Origin of the sequence: Micromonospora sp. NPDC048868 (assembly GCF_043198195.1) — a bacterium.
GTDB classification, from domain to species: Bacteria; Actinomycetota; Actinomycetes; order Mycobacteriales; family Micromonosporaceae; genus Micromonospora; species Micromonospora reichwaldensis.
In genome coordinates this window covers 129,777-152,490 of record NZ_JBICUN010000013.1, presented here as the reverse complement: position 1 = coordinate 152,490, position 22,714 = coordinate 129,777, and the positions used below count along the sequence as shown (strand labels likewise).

Annotated in this window: 3 protein-coding genes; all 3 read left to right on the top strand. The window is 74.8% G+C overall.

The window, feature by feature from the left end; translation table 11 throughout:
- The first annotated feature begins 480 nt into the window (after nucleotides 1-480).
- The 3 genes from ACGFNF_RS20910 to ACGFNF_RS20900 are packed head-to-tail and all read left to right on the top strand — an operon-like array spanning nucleotide 481 to nucleotide 22,689.
- Nucleotides 481-8,112, top strand: a complete 7,632-nt coding sequence (locus ACGFNF_RS20910; protein WP_393169966.1) for an SDR family NAD(P)-dependent oxidoreductase — start codon at nucleotides 481-483, stop codon at nucleotides 8,110-8,112.
- A 37-nt stretch (nucleotides 8,113-8,149) separates the two neighbouring features.
- Nucleotides 8,150-13,597 (top strand): type I polyketide synthase, encoded by a 5,448-nt coding sequence (locus tag ACGFNF_RS20905; protein ID WP_393169964.1) that lies wholly within the window; start codon nucleotides 8,150-8,152, stop codon nucleotides 13,595-13,597.
- 47 nt (nucleotides 13,598-13,644) lie between these two features.
- The gene (locus ACGFNF_RS20900) at nucleotides 13,645-22,689 is read left to right on the top strand and encodes a beta-ketoacyl synthase N-terminal-like domain-containing protein (RefSeq protein ID WP_393169962.1); all 9,045 of its coding nucleotides are present in this window, start codon (nucleotides 13,645-13,647) and stop codon (nucleotides 22,687-22,689) included.
- Nucleotides 22,690-22,714: the final 25 nt, after the last annotated feature.

Below are 22,714 nucleotides of genomic sequence, written 5' to 3'. Positions count from 1 at the left end.
GCCCGGTCGAAACCCGGGCCTCGCCGGGCGCGGCGACGAGGTGCGACGGTCACCCGGCGAGGCTGGGCGACCGTCAGGTGCAGACGACCAACGACCGGTGTCCGGCACTGCGCATGTTCATCACCTCCTCCGCGGTGATCCGTGTCCGGGAACCGGACCGGCCACTACGGCCGGCGGTATCCCATCGGCGGTGCGATACGCATGTTAAGACCTACTCATAAGGCATTTGGTCAGGTCAACAGCGGCACTCTGGCAGCTTGTTACCGTCGCTTAATTGCCACTCGGAATAGGGCTGTACCAGCCTTGACGGCCACGCCGGCGGAGCAGACGATTCAAGCGCGTCTTCCAGGTCGGAGAACGGCCGGCGCGAAACATCTCCTCGGTATGACCGGATCGGTGCGGCGTTCCTTCTGGCCGTAAATCGGAAACGAACCGGGGCGGTGGCTGTTCACGAATGCACTGCGACGGGTGGGTGAGCGGATGTCTTCCTCGGTCAGCGGATCTGCGGCCATGGAGCCGGTGGCCGTCATCGGTATGTCCTGCCGGCTGCCTCGCGCCGCGGACGCCGACCAGTTCTGGCAGCTGCTGCGTGCCGGCGGGGACGCCGTCGCCGACGCTCCGGCGCACCGCTGGGCCGAGCAGTCCGAGTTCCGACGTGGTGGCTTCCTCGACGAGGTCGACCGGTTCGACGCCGGCTTCTTCGGCATCTCGCCGCACGAGGCGACGGCGATGGACCCGCAGCAGCGCCTGATGCTCGAACTGTGCTGGGAGGCGCTGGAGCACGCCCGGATCGTGCCGAGCGTGCTGCGCGACGCCGCCGTCGGAGTCTTCGTCGGTGCCATCGCAGCGGACTACGCGAACCTGCACGACCGGCTCGGTGCCCGTACCCTCGGCCCGCACACCCTCACCGGCACCCAGCGTGGCCTTATCGCGAACCGGCTGTCCTACCTGTTCGGACTGCGCGGGCCGAGCCTGACCGTCGACGCCGGTCAGTCGTCGTCGCTGCTCGCCGTGCAGTTGGCCTGCGACGAGCTGCGCCGCGGCGGTGCGACGGTGGCGATCGCCGGCGGGGTGAACCTCAACCTGCTGCCGGAGACCAGCGCGGTGATCGGCCGGTTCGGCGCGCTCTCCCCGGACGGCCGTTGCTACACCTTCGACCACCGCGCGAACGGCTACGTCCGCGGCGAGGGTGGTGGGCTGGTCGTGCTCAAGGCGCTCTCCGCGGCGCTCGCCGACGGCGACCCGGTGCACTGCGTGATCCTCGGCGGCGCGGTCAACAACGACGGCGGCGGTGCCGGGCTGACCGTCCCGAACCCGGTCGCCCAGACCGAGGTGATCCGGTTGGCCTGCCACCGGGCCGGGGTGGCCCCGGCCGACGTGCAGTACGTGGAGCTGCACGGCACCGGCACCCCGGTCGGCGACCCGATCGAGGCGGCGGCCCTGTCCGCCGCGCTCGCCGCCGACCGGCCGGCCGACCGACCGCTGCTGGTCGGCTCGGTCAAGACCAACATCGGTCACCTGGAAGGCGCCGCCGGCATCGCCGGCCTGCTCAAGACCATCCTCGCCATCAGTCACCGACGACTGGTGCCCGGCCTCAACTTCGAGGCCCCGCACCCGCTGATCAAGCTCGACGAGCTCAACCTGCGGGTGGTCTGCGCCGAACGCGACTGGCCCGCAGCCGACCGGCCGCTGGTCGCCGGGGTCAGCTCCTTCGGAATGGGCGGCACCAACTGTCACCTGCTGCTGGCCGAGGCGCCGCCCCGCCGCGCGGTGCACCGGGACCGCGCCCCGAGCGCCGACGCGCCGTGGTTGCTGTCGGCCCGTACCGCACCGGCGCTGCGCGCCCAGGCCGCCGCGTTGTCCGGCCACGTCACCGCCGACCCGTCGGTCGAGCCGGCCGACGTCGCGTACTCGCTGGCCCGCACCCGGGAGCGGTTCGAGCACCGGGCGGTCGTGCTCGGCGCCGACCGGCACGAGCTGCTCGCCGGCCTCGACGCGCTCGCCACCGGCCGCCCTGCCGACGCCGTCGTCGCCGGCCGGGTGGCCACCGGCCGGCGGGTGTTCGTCTTTCCCGGCCAGGGCTCGCAGTGGCCGGCGATGGCCCGCGAACTGCTCGCCCACTCGCCGGTCTTCGCCGACCGGCTCACCGCCTGCGCGCAGGCGCTCGCGCCGTACGTCGACTACCCGCTGCTCGACGTGCTGCGCGAGGCGCCCGGTGCGCCGAGTCTGGACCGGGTCGACGTGGTGCAGCCCGCGCTCTGGGCGGTGCTGGTCTCGCTGGCCGAGCTCTGGCGCGCGCACGGGGTCGAGCCGGACCTGGTCGTCGGCCACTCGCAGGGCGAGATCGCGGCCGCGACCGTGGTCGGCGCGCTGTCGCTGGCCGACGGGGCGCGGGTGGTCGCGCTGCGCAGCCGGGCCATCGCCGCGGTCTCCGGCGGCGGCGGAATGGCCTGGATCGGCGCGCCGGTCGACCTGCTCGTCGAGCGGCTGCGGGCCACCCCCGGGGTGAGCCTGGCGGCGGTGAACGGGCCGCGCTCGGCGGTCGTCTCCGGCGACCTGCGACAGATCGGGCGGCTGCGCGAGGCGATCGAGGCGGACGGGCACCGGACCAGAGACGTGCCGGTGGACTACGCCTCGCACTCGCCCGCGGTCGACGGTCTGCGCGACGAGATCGTCGAGGCGTTGGCCCCGATCCGGCCGCGCTCCACCACCGTCCCGTTCGTCTCCACCGTGACCGGCGAGCCGATCGACACCGCCGAACTCGACGCCGACTACTGGTTCCGCAGCCTGCGCCAGCCGGTCCGGTTCGACCAGGCGACCAGGACCGCGCTGCGCCTCGGCGGCGCGCTGTTCATCGAATGCAGCCCGCACCCGGTGCTCACCGCCAGCATCGAGGAGACAGCCGAGGAACTGGAGTCCGACGCACTGGCCGTGGGCACCCTGCGCCGCGACGACGGCGGCCAGGCCCGACTGCGGCACGCGCTGGCCCAGGCGTACGTCGGTGGGGCCGATGTCGACTGGGACGCGTACTGCGTCCGGCCCGACGCCCGGCCGGTCGACCTGCCGACGTACCCGTTCCAGCGGGAGCGGTACTGGCTCGGCGACGCCGCGCGCCCGACTGGTGAGGACATCGCCACGGCGGTGCCGCAGACCGCCGCGCCGGCCGGGACAGCACCACCCGCGGCGTCCCGGCGGGAACTGCGTGACCTGGTACTGGCGACGGCGGCGGCCGTCCTCGGGCATCGTGACGCCGCCGAACTCGACCCGGTACGCACCTTCAAGGAGCTGGGCTTCGACTCGGTGAGCACGGTCGAGCTGCGGCACCGGCTGCGCGCCGCGACCGGGCTGCGCCTGCACACCACCGTCGTCTTCGACCACCCCACCCCGAACCGGCTCGCCGAGCACCTGCACGCCGCGCTGGGCCAGCCCTCGGCGGGCACCGGCGGAGCCCGGGTCGACGCCGGCCACGGCGCCGGACGGGACAGCGCACCGATCGCCGTCGTGGCCATGGGCTGCCGCTACCCCGGTGGGGTCAACTCCCCCGAGAAGCTGTGGAGGCTGATCTCGACCGGCACCGACGCGATCTCCGCGCTGCCCACCAACCGGGGCTGGGACCTGGACACCCTCTACGGCGCCGGCCCGGAGCGGCCCGGCACCTGCGCCACCCGGTACGGCGGCTTCCTGCACGACGCGGACCTCTTCGACGCGGCGTTCTTCGGTGTCAGCCCCCGCGAAGCGCTGGCCATGGACCCCCAGCAGCGGCTGCTGCTCGAGGTGGCCTGGGAGGCGTTCGAGCGGGCCGGCATCGACCCGGCCGACCTCGCCGGCTCGTCGACCGGGGTGTACGTCGGCGCGATGGCCACCGACTACGGTCCCCGGCTGCACCTGCAGACCGGGGCCGCCGAGGGGCACCTGCTCACCGGGACGGCGCTGAGCGTGGCTTCCGGCCGGATCGCCTACACCTACGGTTTCCAGGGCCCGGCGGTCACCGTCGACACCGCCTGCTCCTCGTCACTGGTCGCCATCCAGCTCGCGATCGAGGCGTTGCGTCGCGGCGACTGCCCGCTCGCCCTGGCCGGCGGGGTGACCCTGATGGCCAACCCGGGCAACCTGGTGGAGTTCAGTCGGCAGAACGGGCTGGCCGTGGACGGCCGGGCGAAGGCGTTCGCCGCCTCGGCCGACGGGACCGCCTTCGCCGAGGGCGCCGGGGTGCTGCTGCTGGAACGGCTCGACGACGCACGCCGCAACGGGCACCCGGTGCTCGCGGTGCTGCGCGGTGGCGCGGTCAACCAGGACGGCGCCAGCAACGGGCTGACCGCGCCGAACGGCCTGGCCCAGGAACAGGTCATCCGGCTGGCCCTGGCCGACGCCGGACTCGGCGCCCAGGACGTGGACGTCGTCGAGGCGCACGGCACCGGCACCGTGCTGGGCGACCCGATCGAGGCGCACGCGATCCAGGCGACGTACGGCGAGAACCGGACCGGGCAGCCGCCGGTCTGGCTCGGCTCGGTCAAGTCGAACATCGGGCACACCCAGGCCGCCGCCGGGGTGGCCGGTGTGATCAAGATGGTGCAGGCGATGCGGTACGGCGTACTGCCCCGCTCGCTGCACTGCGAGGAGCCGACCACCAAGGTCGACTGGGACTCCGCCGGGGTCAGGCTGCTGACCGAGCAGCGACCCTGGCCGGCGACGGGGCGGCCGCGGCGCGCCTCGGTGTCGAGCTTCGGCATCAGCGGTACCAACGCGCATCTCATTCTGGAGTCGGTCGAGCCGGCCGAGCACCCGGACGAGGCCGGGCCGGCGACCGGCGACCCGCTGCCCTGGGTGCTCTCCGCGCGGACCGGTGACTCGCTGCGCGCGCTGGCCGAGCTGCTGCGCGGGTACGCCACGGACGCCCCGGACGCGGATCTCGGTGCCGCCGCCGCCGTACTGGCCGGCCGCGTCGCCTTCCCGCACCGGGCGGTCGTGTTCGGCGCCGACCGGCCCGGACTGTGCGCCGCGCTGGCCGATCTCGCCGCCGGTACGCCGAACCCGGCGGTGCTGACCGGCGTCGCCACGAACCGTCCCGGGCCGGTCGCGGCGGACGGCCAGCCAGCCGAGGCGGAGCCGGGCGTCGACGGGGCCGGTTCCGACGCCCTCAGCGCCGCCGCCCGGGCCTGGGTCGGTGGCGAGCCGGTCGGCTGGGCGCGGCTGCTCGGTCTTCCGACGCATCGTCCCGAGCTGCCGAGCTACCCCTTCGAGCGCCGGCGCTACTGGCTCTCCGACGCGGCCCAGCCGGCCACCGAGACGCTCCGGCACCCGCTGCTCCGCTCGGCGGTGCCGGTGGCCGAGAACGGCGGGCTGCTGCTCGGTGGGCGCCTGTCCGACACCGACACGCCCTGGCTGGTCGACCACATGATCGCCGGGCGGGTGCTGCTGCCCGGTACCGCCTTCGTGGAGCTCGGGCTCGCCGCCGCCGCCGCGGTCGGCGCCGACCGCCTCGCCGAGCTGACCCTGCACGCCCCGCTGTTGCTGGCCGAGGCGGCAGCCGCGGAGCTGCAGATCTGCCTCGGCGAGACCGAGGCTGACGGTCGCCGTACGCTCAGCATCCACTCCCGGCCGGTCGGTGAGGCTGAGGCCGAGTGGACCCGGCACGCCAGCGGGTCGGTGGCCCCCGCGACCGCCGACCCGACGTCCGAACCGCTCACCGTCTGGCCGCCGGCCGGTGCCGAGCCGATCGACCTGGCCACCGCGTACGCCGACCTGGCCGCGGTCGGTTACCAGTACGGCCCGGCGTTCCGGGGACTGGTCGCCGCCTGGCGGTGCGGCGCCGACCGGTACGCCGAGGTGCGGTTGCCCGATGTCGGCGGCGCGCGTGACTACCGCATCCACCCGGCCCTGCTGGACGCCGCACTGCACCCGCTGGTGCTCGACACCGGGGCCGGCGACGGCGAACTCCGGCTGCCGTTCGTCTTCTCCGACGTGCGGGTCACCGGGGCCGGCGCCGACCGGCTGCGGGTCCGGTTGAGCCCCGGCGCGGACGGCGCCGTCGCGCTGACCCTCCACGACGGCACCGGCCAGCGGATCGGTGCGGTGGCCGCGCTCAGCATGCGCAGTGTGCCGCCGGGCACCGAGCTGACCGCACCGGGCGCCTTCGGGCCGGGCCTGCACGACCTGCGCTGGGTCCCCGCCGGTACGCCGCAGGCGCAGCTCGCCGGCCGGAGCTGGGCGGTGCTCGGCGACACCGGAGCGGCCGACGCGATCCGCGCCGAGCTGGACGCCGCCGGGGTGACCGTCTCCCGGCACCACGACCTCGCCGCGCTGGCCGGGCCGGACGCCGGTACGGTGCCGCCGGTCGTGCTGGTGCCGCTGCCCACCGGCGACGACGAGGACGACCTCGATCCGGCGGGCCGGGCCCGGACCCACCTGCACCGCGTCCTCGGGCTGCTGCGCCAGTGGCTGGGCGAGGCCCGGTTCACCGGCGCCCGGCTGCTCATCCTGGCCGGGCACCGCTCGGTGGGCACGGCCGCGGTGTGGGGGCTGGTACGGACCGCGCAGGTCGAGCACCCCGGCCGGTTCGTCCTGGCCGACCTGCCCGGCGGTGACGGCTCCGCCGGCCGGTGGCAGCGGCTGGCCGCCGCGTTGGACGCCGGTGAACCGCAGTTCGCCGTGGCCGACGGCGCGCTGCTGGTGCCCCGGCTCGCCCGCCGGGAGTCCCGGCCCGGCCCGCTGGTGGACCTCGGCTCGGGCACGGTCCTGGTCACCGGGGGCACCAGCGGCCTGGGCGCGCTCGCCGCGGCCCGACTGGTCGAGCGCCACGGCGTGCGCGACCTGCTGCTGACCTCCCGTCGGGGCGAGAGCGCCGACGGCGTCGCCGAGCTGGTACGGCGGCTGACCGGGCTCGGTGCGTCGGTCCGGGTGGCGGCCTGTGACGTGGCCGACCGGGCGGCGTTGACCGGGCTGCTGGCCACGATCCCGCCGCGGCGGCCGCTGGTCGGCGTGGTGCACGCGGCCGGGGTGCTCGGTGACGCCACGGTGGACCGGCTCGACGCGTCCGCGCTGGACCGGGTGCTCCGCCCGAAAGTCGACGCCGGCTGGCTGCTGCACGAGCTGACCGCCGAGCTGCCGGTACGGATGTTCGTGCTTTTCTCCTCGGTGGCCGGCCTGTTGGGCAACGCCGGACAGGCCAACTACGCCGCGGCCAACGCCTTCCTCGACGCCCTGGCCGGTCACCGGCGCGACCTCGGCCTGCCGGGTACCTCGATCGCCTGGGGCCTGTGGGGCGTCCGGACGCAGATGACGGAGGGTCTCTCGGCCGCCGACGAGGCCCGGCTCGCCCGCGCGGGTCTGGCCGGCCTGAGCCAGCGGCAGGGACTGGAACTGTTCGACGCCGCGCTGCGCGACGCCGGGCAGGGCGACCCGCTGGTGGTCGCCGCCCGCTGGGAGCCGGCCGGCCTGCGGGCCCGGCTGGACGCAGGTGGCGAGTCACCGGCGATCCTGCGGCAACTGCTGGGTGCCGGCCGTCGGGCGGCGCCCGCCAGCCCGGCCGGCACCGTGCTGGCGGGTGCCGCCGGTGTCGTGCCCGGCGCCACCGGCCCGGCGGCCGCCGCCAGGCTGGCCGACCAACTGGCCGGGCTGGACCACACCGAGGGCCGCCAACTGGTGCTGGACCTGGTCGGGCGGACCGTGGCGCTGGTGCTGGCCTACGGCCCGCAGGACACCGTCGAGGCCGACCGGCCGTTCACCGAACTCGGACTGGACTCACTGTCCTCGATGGATCTGCGCGATCGGCTCGCGGCCGACACCGGTCTGCCGCTGCCCGCGACGCTGGTCTTCAACGAGCCGACCACCGAGGACGTGGCCGACTGGATCCTGCGCGAGCTGATGCCCGCCCCACCAGCCGCCGACGAGCTGCTGCGCGAGGCGCTGGACCGGGTCACCGCACGCCTGGCCGACGCCGACCCGGACGAACAGGACCGGGTGACGGCCGTGCTGCGGGCCGCGCTGCACCGGTTCGACGGCGGGCGCGAGCAGGAACCGGACACCCCGGCCCTGGCGCCGGTACTGACGTCGGCCCGCCTGGGCACGGCCTCTGACGAGGATCTCTTCAATTTCATCGACAGCCAGCTCTGAAACCACACCGGACACACGAAGAAGGGGAGGGACAGCCATGGCGATCGAAGACAAGCTCCGTGACTATCTCAGGCGGGTCACCGCTGATCTGGCCGATGCGAAGCAGCAGCTGGCCGTGGCCGACGAACGGCACCACGAGCCCATCGCGGTCATCGGCATGGCCTGTCGCTACCCCGGCGCCGTGACGACCCCGGAGCAGCTCTGGGACGTCGTCGCCGGCGAGGTGGACGCCACCGGCGAGTTCCCGACCGACCGTGGCTGGGACCTGGAGAAGCTCTACAACCCGGACCCGGACGCGTACGGCACCTCGTACACCCGCCGGGGTGGCTTCATCGACGACCCGGCCGGCTTCGACGCGCCGTTCTTCAACATGAGCCCCCGGCAGGCCCTGGCGACCGATCCGCACCACCGGCTCTTCCTGGAGATCACCTGGGAGGCGTTCGAGCGGGCCGGCATCGACCCTGCCACGGTGCGCGGCGACCGGGTGGGCATCTGGTCGGGGATGATGTACGACCACTACTCGACCCAGTTCCTCGGTGACATGCCGACGAGCGTCGAGGGCACCCTGATGGTCTCCAGCGTGCCGAGCGTGCTCTCCGGCCGGGTGGCCTACACGTTCGGGCTGGAGGGCCCGGCGGTCACCCTGGACACCGCCTGCTCGTCCTCGCTGGTCGCGCTGGACCTGGCCGTGCAGGCACTGCGGTCCGGGGACTGCCCGATGGCGCTCGCCGGTGGGGTCACCGTGATGGCGGTACCTGACCCGTTCGTCGAGTTCTCCCGCCAGCGGGCCCTGGCCACCGACGGCCGGTGCAAGGCGTTCTCCGACGACGCCGACGGTGCGGTGTGGGCCGAGGGAGCGGGCGTGCTGCTGCTCGAACGGCTCCGCGACGCGCGGCGCAACGGTCGCCGGATCCTGAGCGTCATCCGCGGCATCGCGGTGAACCAGGACGGTACGAGCAACGGGATGACCGCCCCCAGCGGGCGCGCCCAGGAGCGGGTCATCCGGCGGGCGCTGGCCGACGCGCGGCTGGAGCCGGCCGCGATCGACCTGGTCGAGGCGCACGGCACCGGCACGCCGCTGGGCGACCCGATCGAGGCGACCGCCATCCTCGCCACCTACGGGCAGAACCGCCCGGCCGACCGGCCGCTGTGGCTGGGCTCGTTGAAGTCCAACATCGGGCACAGCCAGGCCGCGGCCGGCGTCGGTGGCCTGATCAAACTGATCATGGCGATGCGGCACGGCACGATGCCCCGGACGGTGAACGTCACCGAGCCGACGCACCACGTCGACTGGAGCTCCGGCGCGGTGGAACTGCTCACCGAGGCGCGGCCCTGGGCCCGCCTCGACGAGCAGCCGCGCCGGGCCGGGATGTCCTCGTTCGGCATCAGCGGGACCAACGCGCACGTGATCCTGGAGGAGCCCACCGAGGCGCAGGCGCCCGCACCGGCAGCCGGGCACTCAGGCCCGCACGCCTGGGTGATCTCCGCCCGCACCCCGACCGCGCTGCGCCGGCAGGCCCGGCGACTGCACGACCGGGTGCTCGCCGACGCCGCCGTACGGCCTGCCGACATCGCCTTCTCGCTGGCCGACACCCGAGCCCGTTTCGACCACCGGGCGGTGGTCGTCGGCCGGGACCGGGCCGAGCTCGTCGACCGGCTGGCCGGGTACATCGACGGCCGGCCCGGCGCGGTGGTATCGGCCGGCGTGGCCCGGGGCCAGGTGTCGACCACCTTCCTCTTCACCGGGCAGGGTGGCCAGCGCCCCGGCATGGGCCGGGACCTGTACCGGGCGTTCCCGGTCTTCGCGGCGGCCTTCGACGAGGCCTGCGCGGCGCTCGACCCGTACCTGGAGCGGCCGCTGCGCGAGGTGATGTGGGCCGAGCCGAACACGGCCGGCGCGGCGGCGCTGAACCAGACCCTCTACACCCAGCCGGCGCTCTTCGTCTACGAGGTGGCCGCCTTCCGGCTGCTCACCTCGCTCGGGGTACGCCCGACCAGGCTGGCCGGGCACTCCGTCGGCGAGATCGCCGCCGCGCACGTGGCCGGCATCTGGACGCTGGCCGACGCCGCCCGCCTGGTCGCCACCCGGGCCCGCCTGATGCAGAACCTGCCCGCCGACGGCGCCATGGTCGCGGTGGCGGCACCGGCCGCCGAGGTACGCGCCTCGCTGGCGGGGATGGAGCACCTGGTCGGGATCGCCGCGATCAACAGCCCGGGTGACGTGGTGGTCTCCGGCGACGAGCAGTCCTGCCTCGCGGTGCAGGCGCACTGGCGCGCGCTCGGCAAGCGCACCGGGCGGCTGCCGGTCAGCCACGCGTTCCACTCGCCGCTGATGGAGCCGATGCTCGACGAGTTCGCCCGCGAGCTGAAAGCGACCAGTTTCGGCGCGGCCCAGCTGCCCTACGAGACCAACCTCGGGCCGGAGCGGTCCTGGACCGACCCCGACTACTGGGTGGACCAGATCCGCCAGACCGTCGGCTTCGCACCGATCATCGAGCGGCTGGAGGCCGCCGGCACCGACGTCTACCTGGAGGTCGGTCCGTTGCCGGTGCTCTCCGGGATGGCCGGCAACTGCCTCACCGACCAGCGGGCGGTCGTGACCGCCACCTACCGCCGCAAGCAGGAGGAGCTGGAGGCGCTCCACGGCTGCCTCGCCGAAGCGTTCGTGGTCGGCGTGCCCGTCGACTGGACGGCCCTGACGGCCGGCGGCCGCGCTGTCGACCTGCCGACCTACGCCTTCGAGCGGGAGCGCTACTGGCTGATCCACCGGCGCTCCAGCGCGGACGTCGCCTCGGCCGGGCTGCGCCCGGTCGACCACCCGCTGCTGCGCGCCGCGGTCGACGTCGCCGACGGTACCCGGGTGGTGGTCACCGGCCGGGTGTCACTGACCGAGCTCCCCTGGCTCGCCGACCACGCGGTCGGTGGCGGGGTGGTCGTGCCCGGCGCCGCCCTGCTCGACGTGGTCGGCCAGGTCGGTGCCCAGGCCGGGCTGGCCGAGGTGGTGGAGCTGACCTTCGAGGCGCCGCTGGTGCTGCCCGCCGACGGCGGACTCTCGCTACAGGTGGTGGCCGACGGTGGCGACGGCACGGTGGGCGTCTACGCCCGCGCCGACGGCGACGACACCTGGGTACGACACGCCAGCGGCATCCTCGCCCCGGACGGCGGCGGCACCGACGGCCGGTGCGGCTGGGCGACCTCGTGGCCGCCGGCGGGTGCCGTCCCGATCGCCTTCGACGGCGCGTACGACCGGCTGGCCGAACTCGGCTACGAGTACGGTGACGCGTTCCGCGGCGTGCAGGCCGCCTGGCGGGCCGACGACGCGCTCTACGTCGACGTCGCCCTGCCGCAGGCCGCCGAGACCGAGGGCTTCGGACTGCACCCGGTCCTGCTGGACACGGCGTTCCACCCGTACATCTTCGAGGGTGGTTCGGACGAGCTGCGGTTGCCGTTCGTCTTCCGCGGGGTCCGGCTGGCTGGCCACGGCGCCTCGGCGCTGCGGGTCCGGCTCAGCTCCGACGGCGCGGACAAGCTCGCGGTCGAGGCCGCGGACGCGGACGGCCGGCTGGTACTCGCCATCGAGGAGCTGCGGGTCCGGCCGGTCTCCATCGCCTCGATGGTCACCGCGATGGGCCGGGCCACCGGGCCGGCCGGGTTCTTCGGCCTGGACTGGGTGGACCTGCCGGTTGCCGACGCCGACGAGGCGCCGACCTGGCGGTACCTCGGCGAGCCGGTGGCCGGGCTGCCCGGTCACCCGACGGTGGCCGCGCTGGCCGCCGCGGTGGCCGGCGGCGAGCGGTGCGACTTCGCGGTCTTCTCCGGCGCCGGCACCGAGCCGGACGTGCCGACCGCCGCCCGCGAGCTGACGGGGCGGGCGCTGGAGGCCATGCAGCAGTGGGTCGCCGACGAGCGGCTGGCCGGATCCCGGCTGGTCTTCCTGGCCGACCCGCTGTCGGTGCGCACCGGCGCGGTGTGGGGACTGGTCCGCGCCGCGCAGGTCGAGCACCCCGGCCGGTTCGTGCTGGCCGACCTGCGGGCCGACGCCGGTGACGCGCCGTGGGGCCGGCTGGCCGCCGCGGTCGGCAAGGGCGAGTCGCAGTGCCTGGTCGAGGCGGAGAAGATCCTGGTGCCGCGGGTCAGCCGTCGCTCGCCCACCCCGGTGGACGAGCTGGACCTGGCGGACGGGACGGTGCTGGTCACCGGCGGTACCGGCGGTCTCGGCGCACTGGTCGCGACCCGGCTGGTGCAGCGCTTCGGCGTACAACATCTGCTGCTGACCTCCCGGCGCGGCCCGGCGGCCAGCGGCGCGGCCGAACTCGTCGCCCAGCTGGAAGGCCTCGGCGCCTCGGTCCGGGTCGTCGCCTGCGACGTCGCGGACGCCCCGGCGCTGGCCGAAATGCTGGCCTCGGTGCCGGCCGACCGGCCGCTGACCGCCGTGGTGCACGCCGCCGGGGTGCTCGACGACGCGCTGCTGGAGGGGCTCACGCCACAGCGGCTGGAGTCGGTCTTCCGGCCCAAGGCCCAGGCCGCCTGGCTGCTGCACGAGCTGACCGCCGACCTGCCCCTGCGGGCCTTCGTGCTGTTCTCCTCGATCGCCGGGGTGCTCGGCAACGCGGGGCAGGGCAACTACGCGGCGGCGAACAGCTTCCTCGACGCGCTCGCCGCCCACCGGCGGGCGTCCGGGCTGCCGGCGCTCTCCATCTCCTGGGGCATGTGGTCGATGTCGACCGGGATGGCCGCGGAGCTGACCGCGGCCGACGAGGCCCGGCTGTCCCGGGCCGGCGTGGCGGCCATCTCGGCCGAGCAGGGCCTGGACCTGTTCGACACGGCGCTGCGCGAAGCCACGACCGGCGACCCGCTGGTGGTGGCCTCCCGCTGGGACCTGGCGGCGCTGCGCTCGCGGGCCGAGAGCGGCGACGACATCCCGGTGGTGCTGCGCGGCCTGGTCCAGCCCGCCCTGCGACCGCAGGGCGGCAGCGCGGCGAGCGCCTTCGGCCCGGTCGCCCGGCTCGCCGCCCTGCCGACGGACGAGGCCCGGGCGGAGATCGTGGCGGCGCTGCGCTCGCACGTCGCCCGGGTGCTGGCCCACGGCTCGGCCGCCGCAGTGGAGATGGACCGGACCTTCAGCGAGATGGGCTTCGACTCGCTGACCGCGGTCGAACTGCGCAACCGGCTCAACTCGGAGCTGGGCATGCAGTTGCCGGCGGCGTTGGTCTTCGACCACCCCACCGTCGACGCACTGGCCGACTACCTGCTCGGCGAGCTGGCGCCGGCGGCGCCAGCGGTCAACGACGTGCTGACCGAGACCCTCGACCGGATCACCGCGCAACTCGCCGACGACGACACCGGGGAGCGGGACCGGGTGGTGGCGACGTTGCAGGCGGCCCTGCTCCGGCTCGGCCTGGGGACCAGCGCGGAGGCGTCGAAGGCGCAGCTGGATGCCGCCTCGGACGAGGAGATCTTCCAGTACATCGACACCCAGCTCTGACGATCCAGCTTCCCACCACCCACGCGCTAGGACAGGGGATTTGACAGATGGCAGCCGAGAACAAGCTCCGCGAATATCTCAAGCGGGTCACCGTCGACCTGACTGAGGCGCGCCGGCAGCTCGCCGAGGCCGATGCCGGCCGGCACGAGCCGATCGCCATCGTGGGCCTGTCCTGCCGGTTGCCCGGCGCGCAGAACGTGGACGCCTACTGGGAACTGCTCCGCGACGGGCGTAGCGCGGTGCTCGACGACGCGCCGGACGGCCGGTACGACCTCGACCCGTACGTCGCCGACCACGGCGTCTACACCCGTCGCGGAGCATTCCTCTCCGACATCACCCGCTGGGACTCCGAGTTCTTCGGCTCGCCACCCCGCGAGGCGCTGCGGATGGACCCGCAGCAGCGGCTGCTGATGGAGCTGACCTGGGAGGCACTGGAGGACGCCGGCACCCCTCCGGCCCGGGTGGCGGGCAGCCGCACCTCGGTGATGATCGGCTTCTCGGACACCACCCAGTACGGCCGGTTGCAGTCCGAGCTGCAGGGCGCCGCCGCCTTCACCGACCCGTACGCCGGGCAGGGCAGCTCGGCGAGCGTGGTCGCCGGGCGCCTCGCGTACCACTTCGACCTGCGCGGCCCGACCGTCACCCTGGACACCGCGTGCTCGTCGTCGCTGGTCGCGGTGCACCTCTCCAGCGAGGCGCTGCGCCGCGGCGAGTGCGACCTGGCGGTGGCCGCGGGCGGCTTCCTGCTCATCCAACCCGACCTGTACGTCAACGCCTGCGCCACCTCGATGCTCTCCCGGGACGGGCTGAACAAGACCTTCGACGCCGACGCCGACGGCTACGTGATGGGCGAGGGCGCCGGGGTGGTGGTGCTGGAGCGGCTTTCCGACGCGCTGCGCAACGGCCGCCGGATCCACGCGGTGATCCGCGGCTCGGCGGTCAACCAGGACGGTCACAGCAACGGGATGACTGCGCCGAACCGGGGCGCCCAGGTGGACGTCATCCGCCGGGCGCTGGCCGCCGCGCGGACCAGCCCGGACGAGATCTGCTACGTGGAGGCGCACGGCTCCGGCACCCGGCTCGGCGACTCGATCGAGCTCGGCGCGCTGGGCGACGTCTTCGGCGGCCGGTCCCCGGCGACGCCGCTGCATGTCGGGGCGGTGAAGACCAACATCGGGCACACCCAGGCGGCGGCCGGCATCGCCGGGCTGATCAAGACGGTGCTGGTGCTCAAGCAGGGGGTGGTCCCACCGAACCTCAACCTGGTCAACCCCTCCGAGGCGGTCCTGGCCAGCGACACCGTGCGGCCGGCGACGACGACGCTGGATCTGCCCGAGCAGGACCGGCCCCGGCTGGCCGGCGTCAGCTCGTTCGGCTGGTCGGGCACGAACGCGCACCTGGTGCTGGAGGCCGCCCCGCAGGCCGAGCCGGTCGCCGAGGCACCCGGCCCGTACCTGCTGCCGGTCTCCGCGCACCACCCGGAGGCGTTGCGTGAGCAGCTCGTCGCGCTGGGCGGCGCGCTGGACCGCTGCACCGTCGCCGACCTGGCGTACACCCTGCAGAGCGGGCGGGCCGAGCACCGCCTCCGCCGGGCGGTCCTCGCCACGGACACCGCCGACGCCACCCGGCGGCTCACCGCCGCGGCCGGCGCGGCCGGTGTGCGCAGCCTGCGTGACCGGCCGCGCGTGGCCTTCCTGCTGCCGGACGCCGGTGCCGGTCACCGCGGGCTCGGGGGCGGGCTCTACCGGCGTGAGCCGGCCTACGCGGCCGCGGTGGACAGCTGCGTCGAGATCGCCGCCGAGCATTGCGGGCTGGACCTGCGGCCGTTCCTCCACGCCGGACCCGGTGCCGGGGCCGACCGGCCGGAACTGGCCGAGTCGTTCCACTTCGTCGTCCAGTACGCGCTCGCCCAGCTGCTGCTGCACCGCGGGGTCCGGCCGGACGTGCTGGTCGGCCAGGGCATCGGCGAGCAGGTCGCGAACTGCCTGGCCGGGGTGCTCACCCTCACCGACGCGCTTCGGCTGACCAGCCTGCGGGCCCGGCCGACCGACGACACGGCGAGCGGCACCGAGGCGGCCGAGGTGCCCGACCCGGTGACCCGGCAGGCGCCGGCGATCCCCGTGGTCACGGTCGCGGCCGACGGTACCGACCTGGCCCGGCAGTTGCCGCGGGACGTCGACGTCCTGGTCGAGCTGGGCGCGGGTACCGTCCTCGGCGACCTGTTGGCCAGCCAGCTCCCCGATCAGCCGGACACCGTCCTGCTCGGCACTCTGCCCGCCGGGGCGACCGGCGGGGACGCGGCCGACGTGGCGAGCCTGCTCGACACCTGCGGGCGGCTGTGGGAGATCGGGGTGACCCTCGACTGGTCCGCGCTGCGCGGTGGCCCGGCCCGGCTGGCGGACCTGCCGACCTACCCGTTCCAGCGGCAGCGGCACTGGTTCGAGCGACCGGCCGGCCCGGCCGTGGCCCGGCCCGGCACCGAGGCGGTCGAGGCCGAGCCCGCCCCGGGCGACGAGCACGTGCGGTTGCTGATCCAGCAATGGCGAGCGGCGCCCACCGGTGCCGCCACCGTCCCGACCGCCGGTCGGTACGTGCTGCTCGCGCCGGCCGGTGCCGGTACCGCCACCGAGGTGGCCGACGAACTCGCCACCCGGCTGCGCCGCTCCGGCGGCGACGTGGCGCTGGCGACCTGCCCTGGCGACCTCGTCGCGCTGCTCGGCGCCGGCCCGAACACGGTGGTCGACCTGTCGATGACGCAGCCGGTGCCGGCCGACGCGGCCGCCGCCGCGGTGCACGGCGCCTCGGCGGTGCTCGCCGCCTGCGGCGGTAGCGGCCACAGCGGTACCCGCGTGATGATGGTCACCCAGGGCGGCCAGGCGGTGCCGGACAGTGCCGGGGTGACCGTCGGTGGCACCGCGCCGGCCCAGGCTGCGGTCGCGGTGCTGCCGGTGGTCGCCAATCAGGAGTACCTGGACCTGGAGAGCGTCAACGTCGACCTCGACCCGGAGTACGGCCCCGGCGCGATGGCCGACGCCCTCGCCGCCGAGCTGGGCCGCCGCTCCGACGAGGTGCTCGTCGCCCACCGGTGCGGCACCCGGTATCTGCCCACGTACGAGGCACCGGCGACGCCGCTGGAGACCCACCTGGTGGCCAGCGGCGGCACCTACCTGATCACCGGTGGTCTCGGCGACATCGGTCTCACGATCGCCGGGCACCTGGTGCGCAACGGCGCGGCCGGGCTGGTGCTGACCAGCCGGCGTGGGCTGCCCGACGACCCGGACGACCCCCGGCACGCCGCCGTGGCCGCCCTGCGCGCGCTCGGCGCGACGGTGCGCACCCCGCGCGTCGACGTCACCGACGAGGCGGCCATGCGGGCGCTCTTCACCGACGTCCGGATCGACGGCGTGGTGCACGCGGCGGCTGACGCTGGCACCGACACCTTCGTGGCACTGCGGGACCTCGACGGGGCCGCGGTGGCCCGGCAGTTCGGGGCCAAGGTGGACGGCGCCCGGGTGATCGCCCGGATCGTCGCCGGACTGGACGACCGGCTGGTACCGGCCTGGTGCCTGCTCTTCTCCTCGACCTCGGCCCTGCTCGGCGGGGTGACCTTCGGTGGCTACGCCGCAGCGAACGCGGCGCTGACCGCGCTCGCCCACGCCGGCACCGACGGACGCAGCCGGTGGATCTCCGCCGGCTGGGACACCTGGGCCTGCACCTTGCAGCGGCTGCGCGACGGGATCGGCGCGAGCATGGCCAGCCACTCGATGAGCGACGCCGAGGCCCTGGCCGCCTTCGACCGGCTGGTCGGCGCCGCGCTGCCCGCCGTGGTGGTCGCCGCCGGCGGCCTGGACGACCGGCTGCCCCGCCTCGGCAGCGCGACCGTCGAGCCGGTCGGCGGAGACGCGATCCGCCACCCGCGCCCGGATCTGCCGCAGCCCTACACCCCGCCGCTGACCGGCACGGAGCGGGCCCTGGCCGAACTCTGGTCCGACGTGCTCGGCATCGAGCCGGTCGGCATCCACGACAACTACTTCGACCTCGGCGGCACCTCGCTGCTGGTACCCCGGCTGCTGGGGCTGGTCAAGAACCGGTTCGCGGTGGCGGTACCGACCGTGTCGCTGTTCGAGGCGCCGACCGTCCGGTCCTTCAGCGCGCTGCTCGAGCAGCAGCGTGGCCCGGCCCCGGCGGCGCCGGCCCGGACCGGAGAGCCGGCCGTCGCGCCGGCCGCCGTCGCCGCGCCGGTGGCACCCGTGCCGGTCGCCGCACCGGCCGCGTCCAGCGGCGCCGAACTCGTCGTGGCGGCATCGACCGCGCCGGTGCGCGACGGGGAGCAGCTGGACCGGCGGATCGCCATCGTCGGGATGGCCGGGCGGTTCCCGGGCGCCGAGGACGTGGCCGCCTTCTGGCGCAGCCTCTGCGCCGGTGAGGAGCTGATCAGCTTCTTCACCCCGGAGGAACTGGTCGAGGCGGGCGTGCCGGCCGAGCTGGCGCACGACCCGGCCTACGTACCGGCCCGCCCGATCCTCGACGACATCGCCGGCTTCGATGCCGGGTTCTTCGGCATCAGCCCGCGGATGGCCGCGCTGACCGACCCGCAGCAGCGGCTCTTCCTCGAGGTCTGCTGGGAGGCGCTCGAACAGTCCGGCTACTGCCGGCCGGAGCACCGGGGGCGGGTGGGGGTCTTCGGTGGCACCAACATCAGCACGTACCTGCTCGGCGCGCTCGGCCAGCTGAGCATGCACGAGGACCTGAGCGAGTACGAGCTCATCATGGGCAACGACAAGGACGCCCTGACCACCACCGTGTCGTACCTGTTCGACCTGCACGGCCCGAGCGTCGCGGTGCAGACCTTCTGCTCCACCTCGCTGGTCGCGGTGCACCTGGCGGTCCGCAGCCTGCGCAGCGGCGACTGCGAGATGGCGCTGGCCGGCGGCGTGTCGATCCGGGTGCCGGACAAGCAGGGCCACCTGTCCACCCCGGGCGGCATGGAGTCGCGCGACGGGCACGTGCACACCTTCGACGCGCAGGCCAGCGGGACGATGTTCGGCGACGGCGCCACCGTCGTGGTGCTAAAGCGGCTGGACGCCGCGCTGCGCGACGGCGACCACGTCTACGGAGTCATCCGCGGCTCGGCGATGAACAACGACGGCGCGCTGAAGGTCGGTTACACCGCGCCGAGCGTCGCCGGACAGGCCCGGGTGATCGCCGACGCGATGGCCGACGCCGGGGTGAGCCCCCAGGAGATCAGCTACGTCGAGGCGCACGGCACCGCGACCGAACTGGGCGACCCGATCGAGGTCGCCGCGCTGACCCGGGCGTTCGGCAGCACCGAGCAGCGGCAGTACTGCCCGATCGGCGCGGTCAAGACCAACGTCGGGCACATGAACCACGCGGCCGGTACCGCCGGCCTGATCAAGACCGCGCTGTCCCTGCAGTCCCGGGTGATCCCGCCGACCCTGCACTACACGCAGGCCAACCCGGCGATCGACTTCGAGAACAGCCCGTTCTACGTCAACGTCGACCTCGCCGAGTGGCCGGCCATCGAGGGCCGGCCCCGCATCGCCGGGCTCAACTCCATCGGGATGGGAGGCACCAACGTGCACGTCGTCGTGCAGGAGCCACCGGTACGCCCGGAGGTGCCGGAGACCGACGAGCTCACCGGCCCGGCGCACACCCGCCGGTACCAGGTGGTGCCGGTGTCGGCCCGGACCGCGAGCGCGGCGGACCGCGCGGTGCGGCGCCTCGGCGAGCACCTGGACTGCCAGCCGCACGCCAGGCTGGCCGACGTGGCGTTCTCGTTGCAGGTCGGACGCAAGACCTTCGAGCACCGGCGGGTGGCGGTGACCGCCACCCTGGGCGAGACGGTCGGCACCCTGACCGGGCGCGACGGTGCCCCGCCCCCGATGGGCCGGGTGGAGGCGGTACAGGGCCGACCGGTGGCGTTCCTGCTCGCCGGCGTCGGCGAGCAGTACCCGGGACTGGTCGGTGAGCTGTACCGGCGCGAACCGGTGTTCCGCGCCGCGCTGGACGAGTGCCTGGCCCCGATCGCCGCGGCACTACCCGAACTGGACCTCACCGACCTGCTGACCGGGCCCCGCGGCGGCGGCTCCGACCTGGCGGCGCTGCTTGGCCGGGGCGGCGGCACCGACCCGCGTACCGCCGCCCTGCGCCGCACCGAGGTGGCCCAGCCGCTGCTCTTCGCCGTGGACTACGCGCTGGCCAGCACGTTGCTGGCCTGGGGGCTGCGGCCGACCGCGATGCTCGGCTACAGCCTCGGCGAGTACGCCGCGGCCTGCCTGGCCGGGGTGCTGTCGCTACCCGACGCGATCGCCCTGGTGGTGCACCGGGCCAAGCTGATCGGGGCGCTGGAGACCGGCTCGATGGCCGCGGTACCGCTGGCCGCCGACGAGCTGCGCCGCCGGTTCCGGCTGGAGCAGCGCGGGCTGGACATCGCCGCGATCAACGGGCCGGAGACGGTGGTGGTCGCCGGTCCGACCGCCGCGCTCGACCAGCTCGCCGCCGACCTGCGTCAGGCCGAGATCCCGTGCCGGCCGCTGGAGACCAGCCACGCGTTCCACTCCCGGATGCTGGCCGGGATCAGCGACGAACTGACCGCCTGGGTGGCCGCCAACATCCGGCTCAACCCGCCCCGGCTGCCCTATATCTCCAACGTCACCGGCGCGCTGGCCGACGCCGCGCTGGTACGCGACCCGGCCTACTGGGCCCGGCACATGTGCCAGCCGGTGCAGTTCGAGGCGGGTGTGCAGGTGCTGCTCGCCGACCCGGAACTGGCCCTCGTCGAGATCGGCCCCGGCCAGTCGCTCGGCGCGCTGGTGCGCTCCGCCGGCTGCCCGCCGCAGCGCTGGCCGTTGATCACCGCGACGCTGCCGGCCGGCAGCGACCCGCGCCCCGCCGACCTGGTGCTCACCGACGCGCTGGCCCGGCTCTGGCTGACCGGCGTCGAGATCGACTGGGCGGCACACCACGGCCGCGGCGACGGGGCCACCCCGGTCTACCGGGTCGCCCCCGGCCGGATTCCGTTGCCCACCTACCCGTTCGAGCGGCAGCGGTACTGGATCGAGCAGACGCCGATGACCGCCGGGCGGGAGGGCGGCGCCGAGCTGCCGGCCGAACCGACAAGCCTGGCCGAGATCGGCCGGATCCCGCGGCTGCCCGAGGAGCAGTGGCTGCACCTGCCGGTGTGGCGGCAGACCGCAGCCCCGGCCGCCGACGAACGGCAGCCCGACTCGTGGCTGGTCTACGCCGGGACCGGCGCCACCGCCGACGGGGTGCTCGCCGAGCTGGAGCGGACCGCGGCGGCCACCGGCGCGCGGCTGACCGTGGTGCGGGCCGGCGCGGAGTACCACGCGGCCGCCGACGGCTACACCGTCCGGCCGGGAGACCCGACGGACGCGCTCACCATGCTGCGCGCCCTGCGGGCGGCCGGGGTCGGACTGGACCGGGTGGTGCACCTGTGGACCCTCGGCGAGCTGCCGGACGAGGACCGGACCGTGTCGCTGGGCCTGCACACCCTGGTCGCACTGGCCCGTGCGGCGGCCGAACTCGGCCTGGACCGGTGGGCTCTGGACATCGTCAGCACCGGCTCACAGCAGGTGCTCGACGGCGCCGAGGCCCGGCCGGCCAGCGCCACCGTGCTCGGCCCGGCCCTGGTCATCCCGCTGGAGTACCCGTCGGTCAGCACCCGGCTGGTCGACGTGGAGCCGGCCACCCCGGCCGGCGCGGTCGTCGCCGAGCTGCGTCGCCCGCGGACCGAGCCGACGGTGGCGATCCGTGCCGGTCGGCGCTGGGTGTGCGGCTACGAGTCGATCCCGCCGGCCGACCTGGACACCGCCCGCCAGGTGCTCCGCGACGGCGGGGTGTACCTGATCACCGGTGGTCTGGGCGGCATCGGGCTCGGCCTGGCCGCGCAGCTGACGCAGGACTGCCGGGCCCGGCTGGTGCTGTTCGGGCGCACCGGTCTGCCGGCGGTCGAGCGGTGGGCCGGCGTCCTGGCCGGCTCCGACAAGGTGGACGAGAGCACCCGCAGCCGGGTGGAACGGGTCCGGGCGCTCGTCGAGGCCGGGGCCGAGGTCGAGATCGTGGTCGGTGACGTCGCCGACCCGACCGACGTCCGGCGGGCGGTCGACACCGCCCGGGAGCGCTTCGGCGCGCTGCACGGCATCCTGCACACCGCGGGCGTACCCGGCACCGGGTTGATGCAGTTCAAGCTGCCCACCGACTCCGACCTGGTGCTCGCGCCCAAGGTCGCCGGCACCCGGGCGATCGTCGAGGCGCTGCGGGTCGGTGCCGACGACGAGATCCGGCTCGACTTCCTGGTGCTCTTCTCGTCGATCACCTCCGCCACGGGTGGTGGCCCCGGCCAGGTCGACTACTGCGCCGCGAACGCCTATCTGGACCGCTACGCCAACATGCTCACCGCCGCCGGACGCCCCACCCTCTCGGTGGACTGGGGCGAGTGGGCCTGGAACGCCTGGGACGGCGGGCTGAGCGGGTTCGACAGCGAGGTGCAGGCGTTCTTCTCGGCGAACCGGGCCCGCTTCGGCATCACCTTCGAGGAGGGCTGGCGCACCCTGCTGCGGGCGCTCGCCTCGGGGGAGTCGCAGTTGGTCGCGGCGACCCAGGACCTGGCCACCATGGTCCGCTTCAGCCGGTGGTTCAACGTCGAGGCGGTGACCGCGCCGAACGGGGCGGCCAGCTCCGAGGCACGCCACCCGCGGCCGGAACTGGTGACCCGCTACCAGGAGCCGACCGGGCCGACCGAGCTGGGCGTGGCCGAGGTCTGGTGCGACTCGCTCAAGCTGGAGCGGGTCGGCGTCGCCGACAACTACTTCGAACTCGGCGGCAACTCGCTGCTCGGCATCGCGCTGCTCAACACGCTGCGCCGCCGGTTCACCGAGGCGGAACTGCCGCCACACATCCTCTACGAGGCACCGACGGTGGCCGCGCTCGCGCGAGTCATCGACGGCACCGCCGCCCGGGCCGCCGCCGCGGCCGAGGACGACGGTCAGCTGCGGGCGCAGCTGCGCCGGTCCGGTCTGAAGACCGCGGCGGCCCGCCGCCGCGCGTCGTGACGACGGTGTCCGTCTCCGCCAACCA

What these genes read in the sequence shown, in the direction of transcription:
- ACGFNF_RS20900 (WP_393169962.1), top strand. Translation starts at nt 13,645, where the DNA reads ATGGCAGCCGAGAACAAGCTCCGCGAATATCTCAAGCGGGTCACCGTC.
- ACGFNF_RS20910 (WP_393169966.1), top strand. Translation starts at nt 481, where the DNA reads ATGTCTTCCTCGGTCAGCGGATCTGCGGCCATGGAGCCGGTGGCCGTC.
- ACGFNF_RS20905 (WP_393169964.1), top strand. Translation starts at nt 8,150, where the DNA reads ATGGCGATCGAAGACAAGCTCCGTGACTATCTCAGGCGGGTCACCGCT.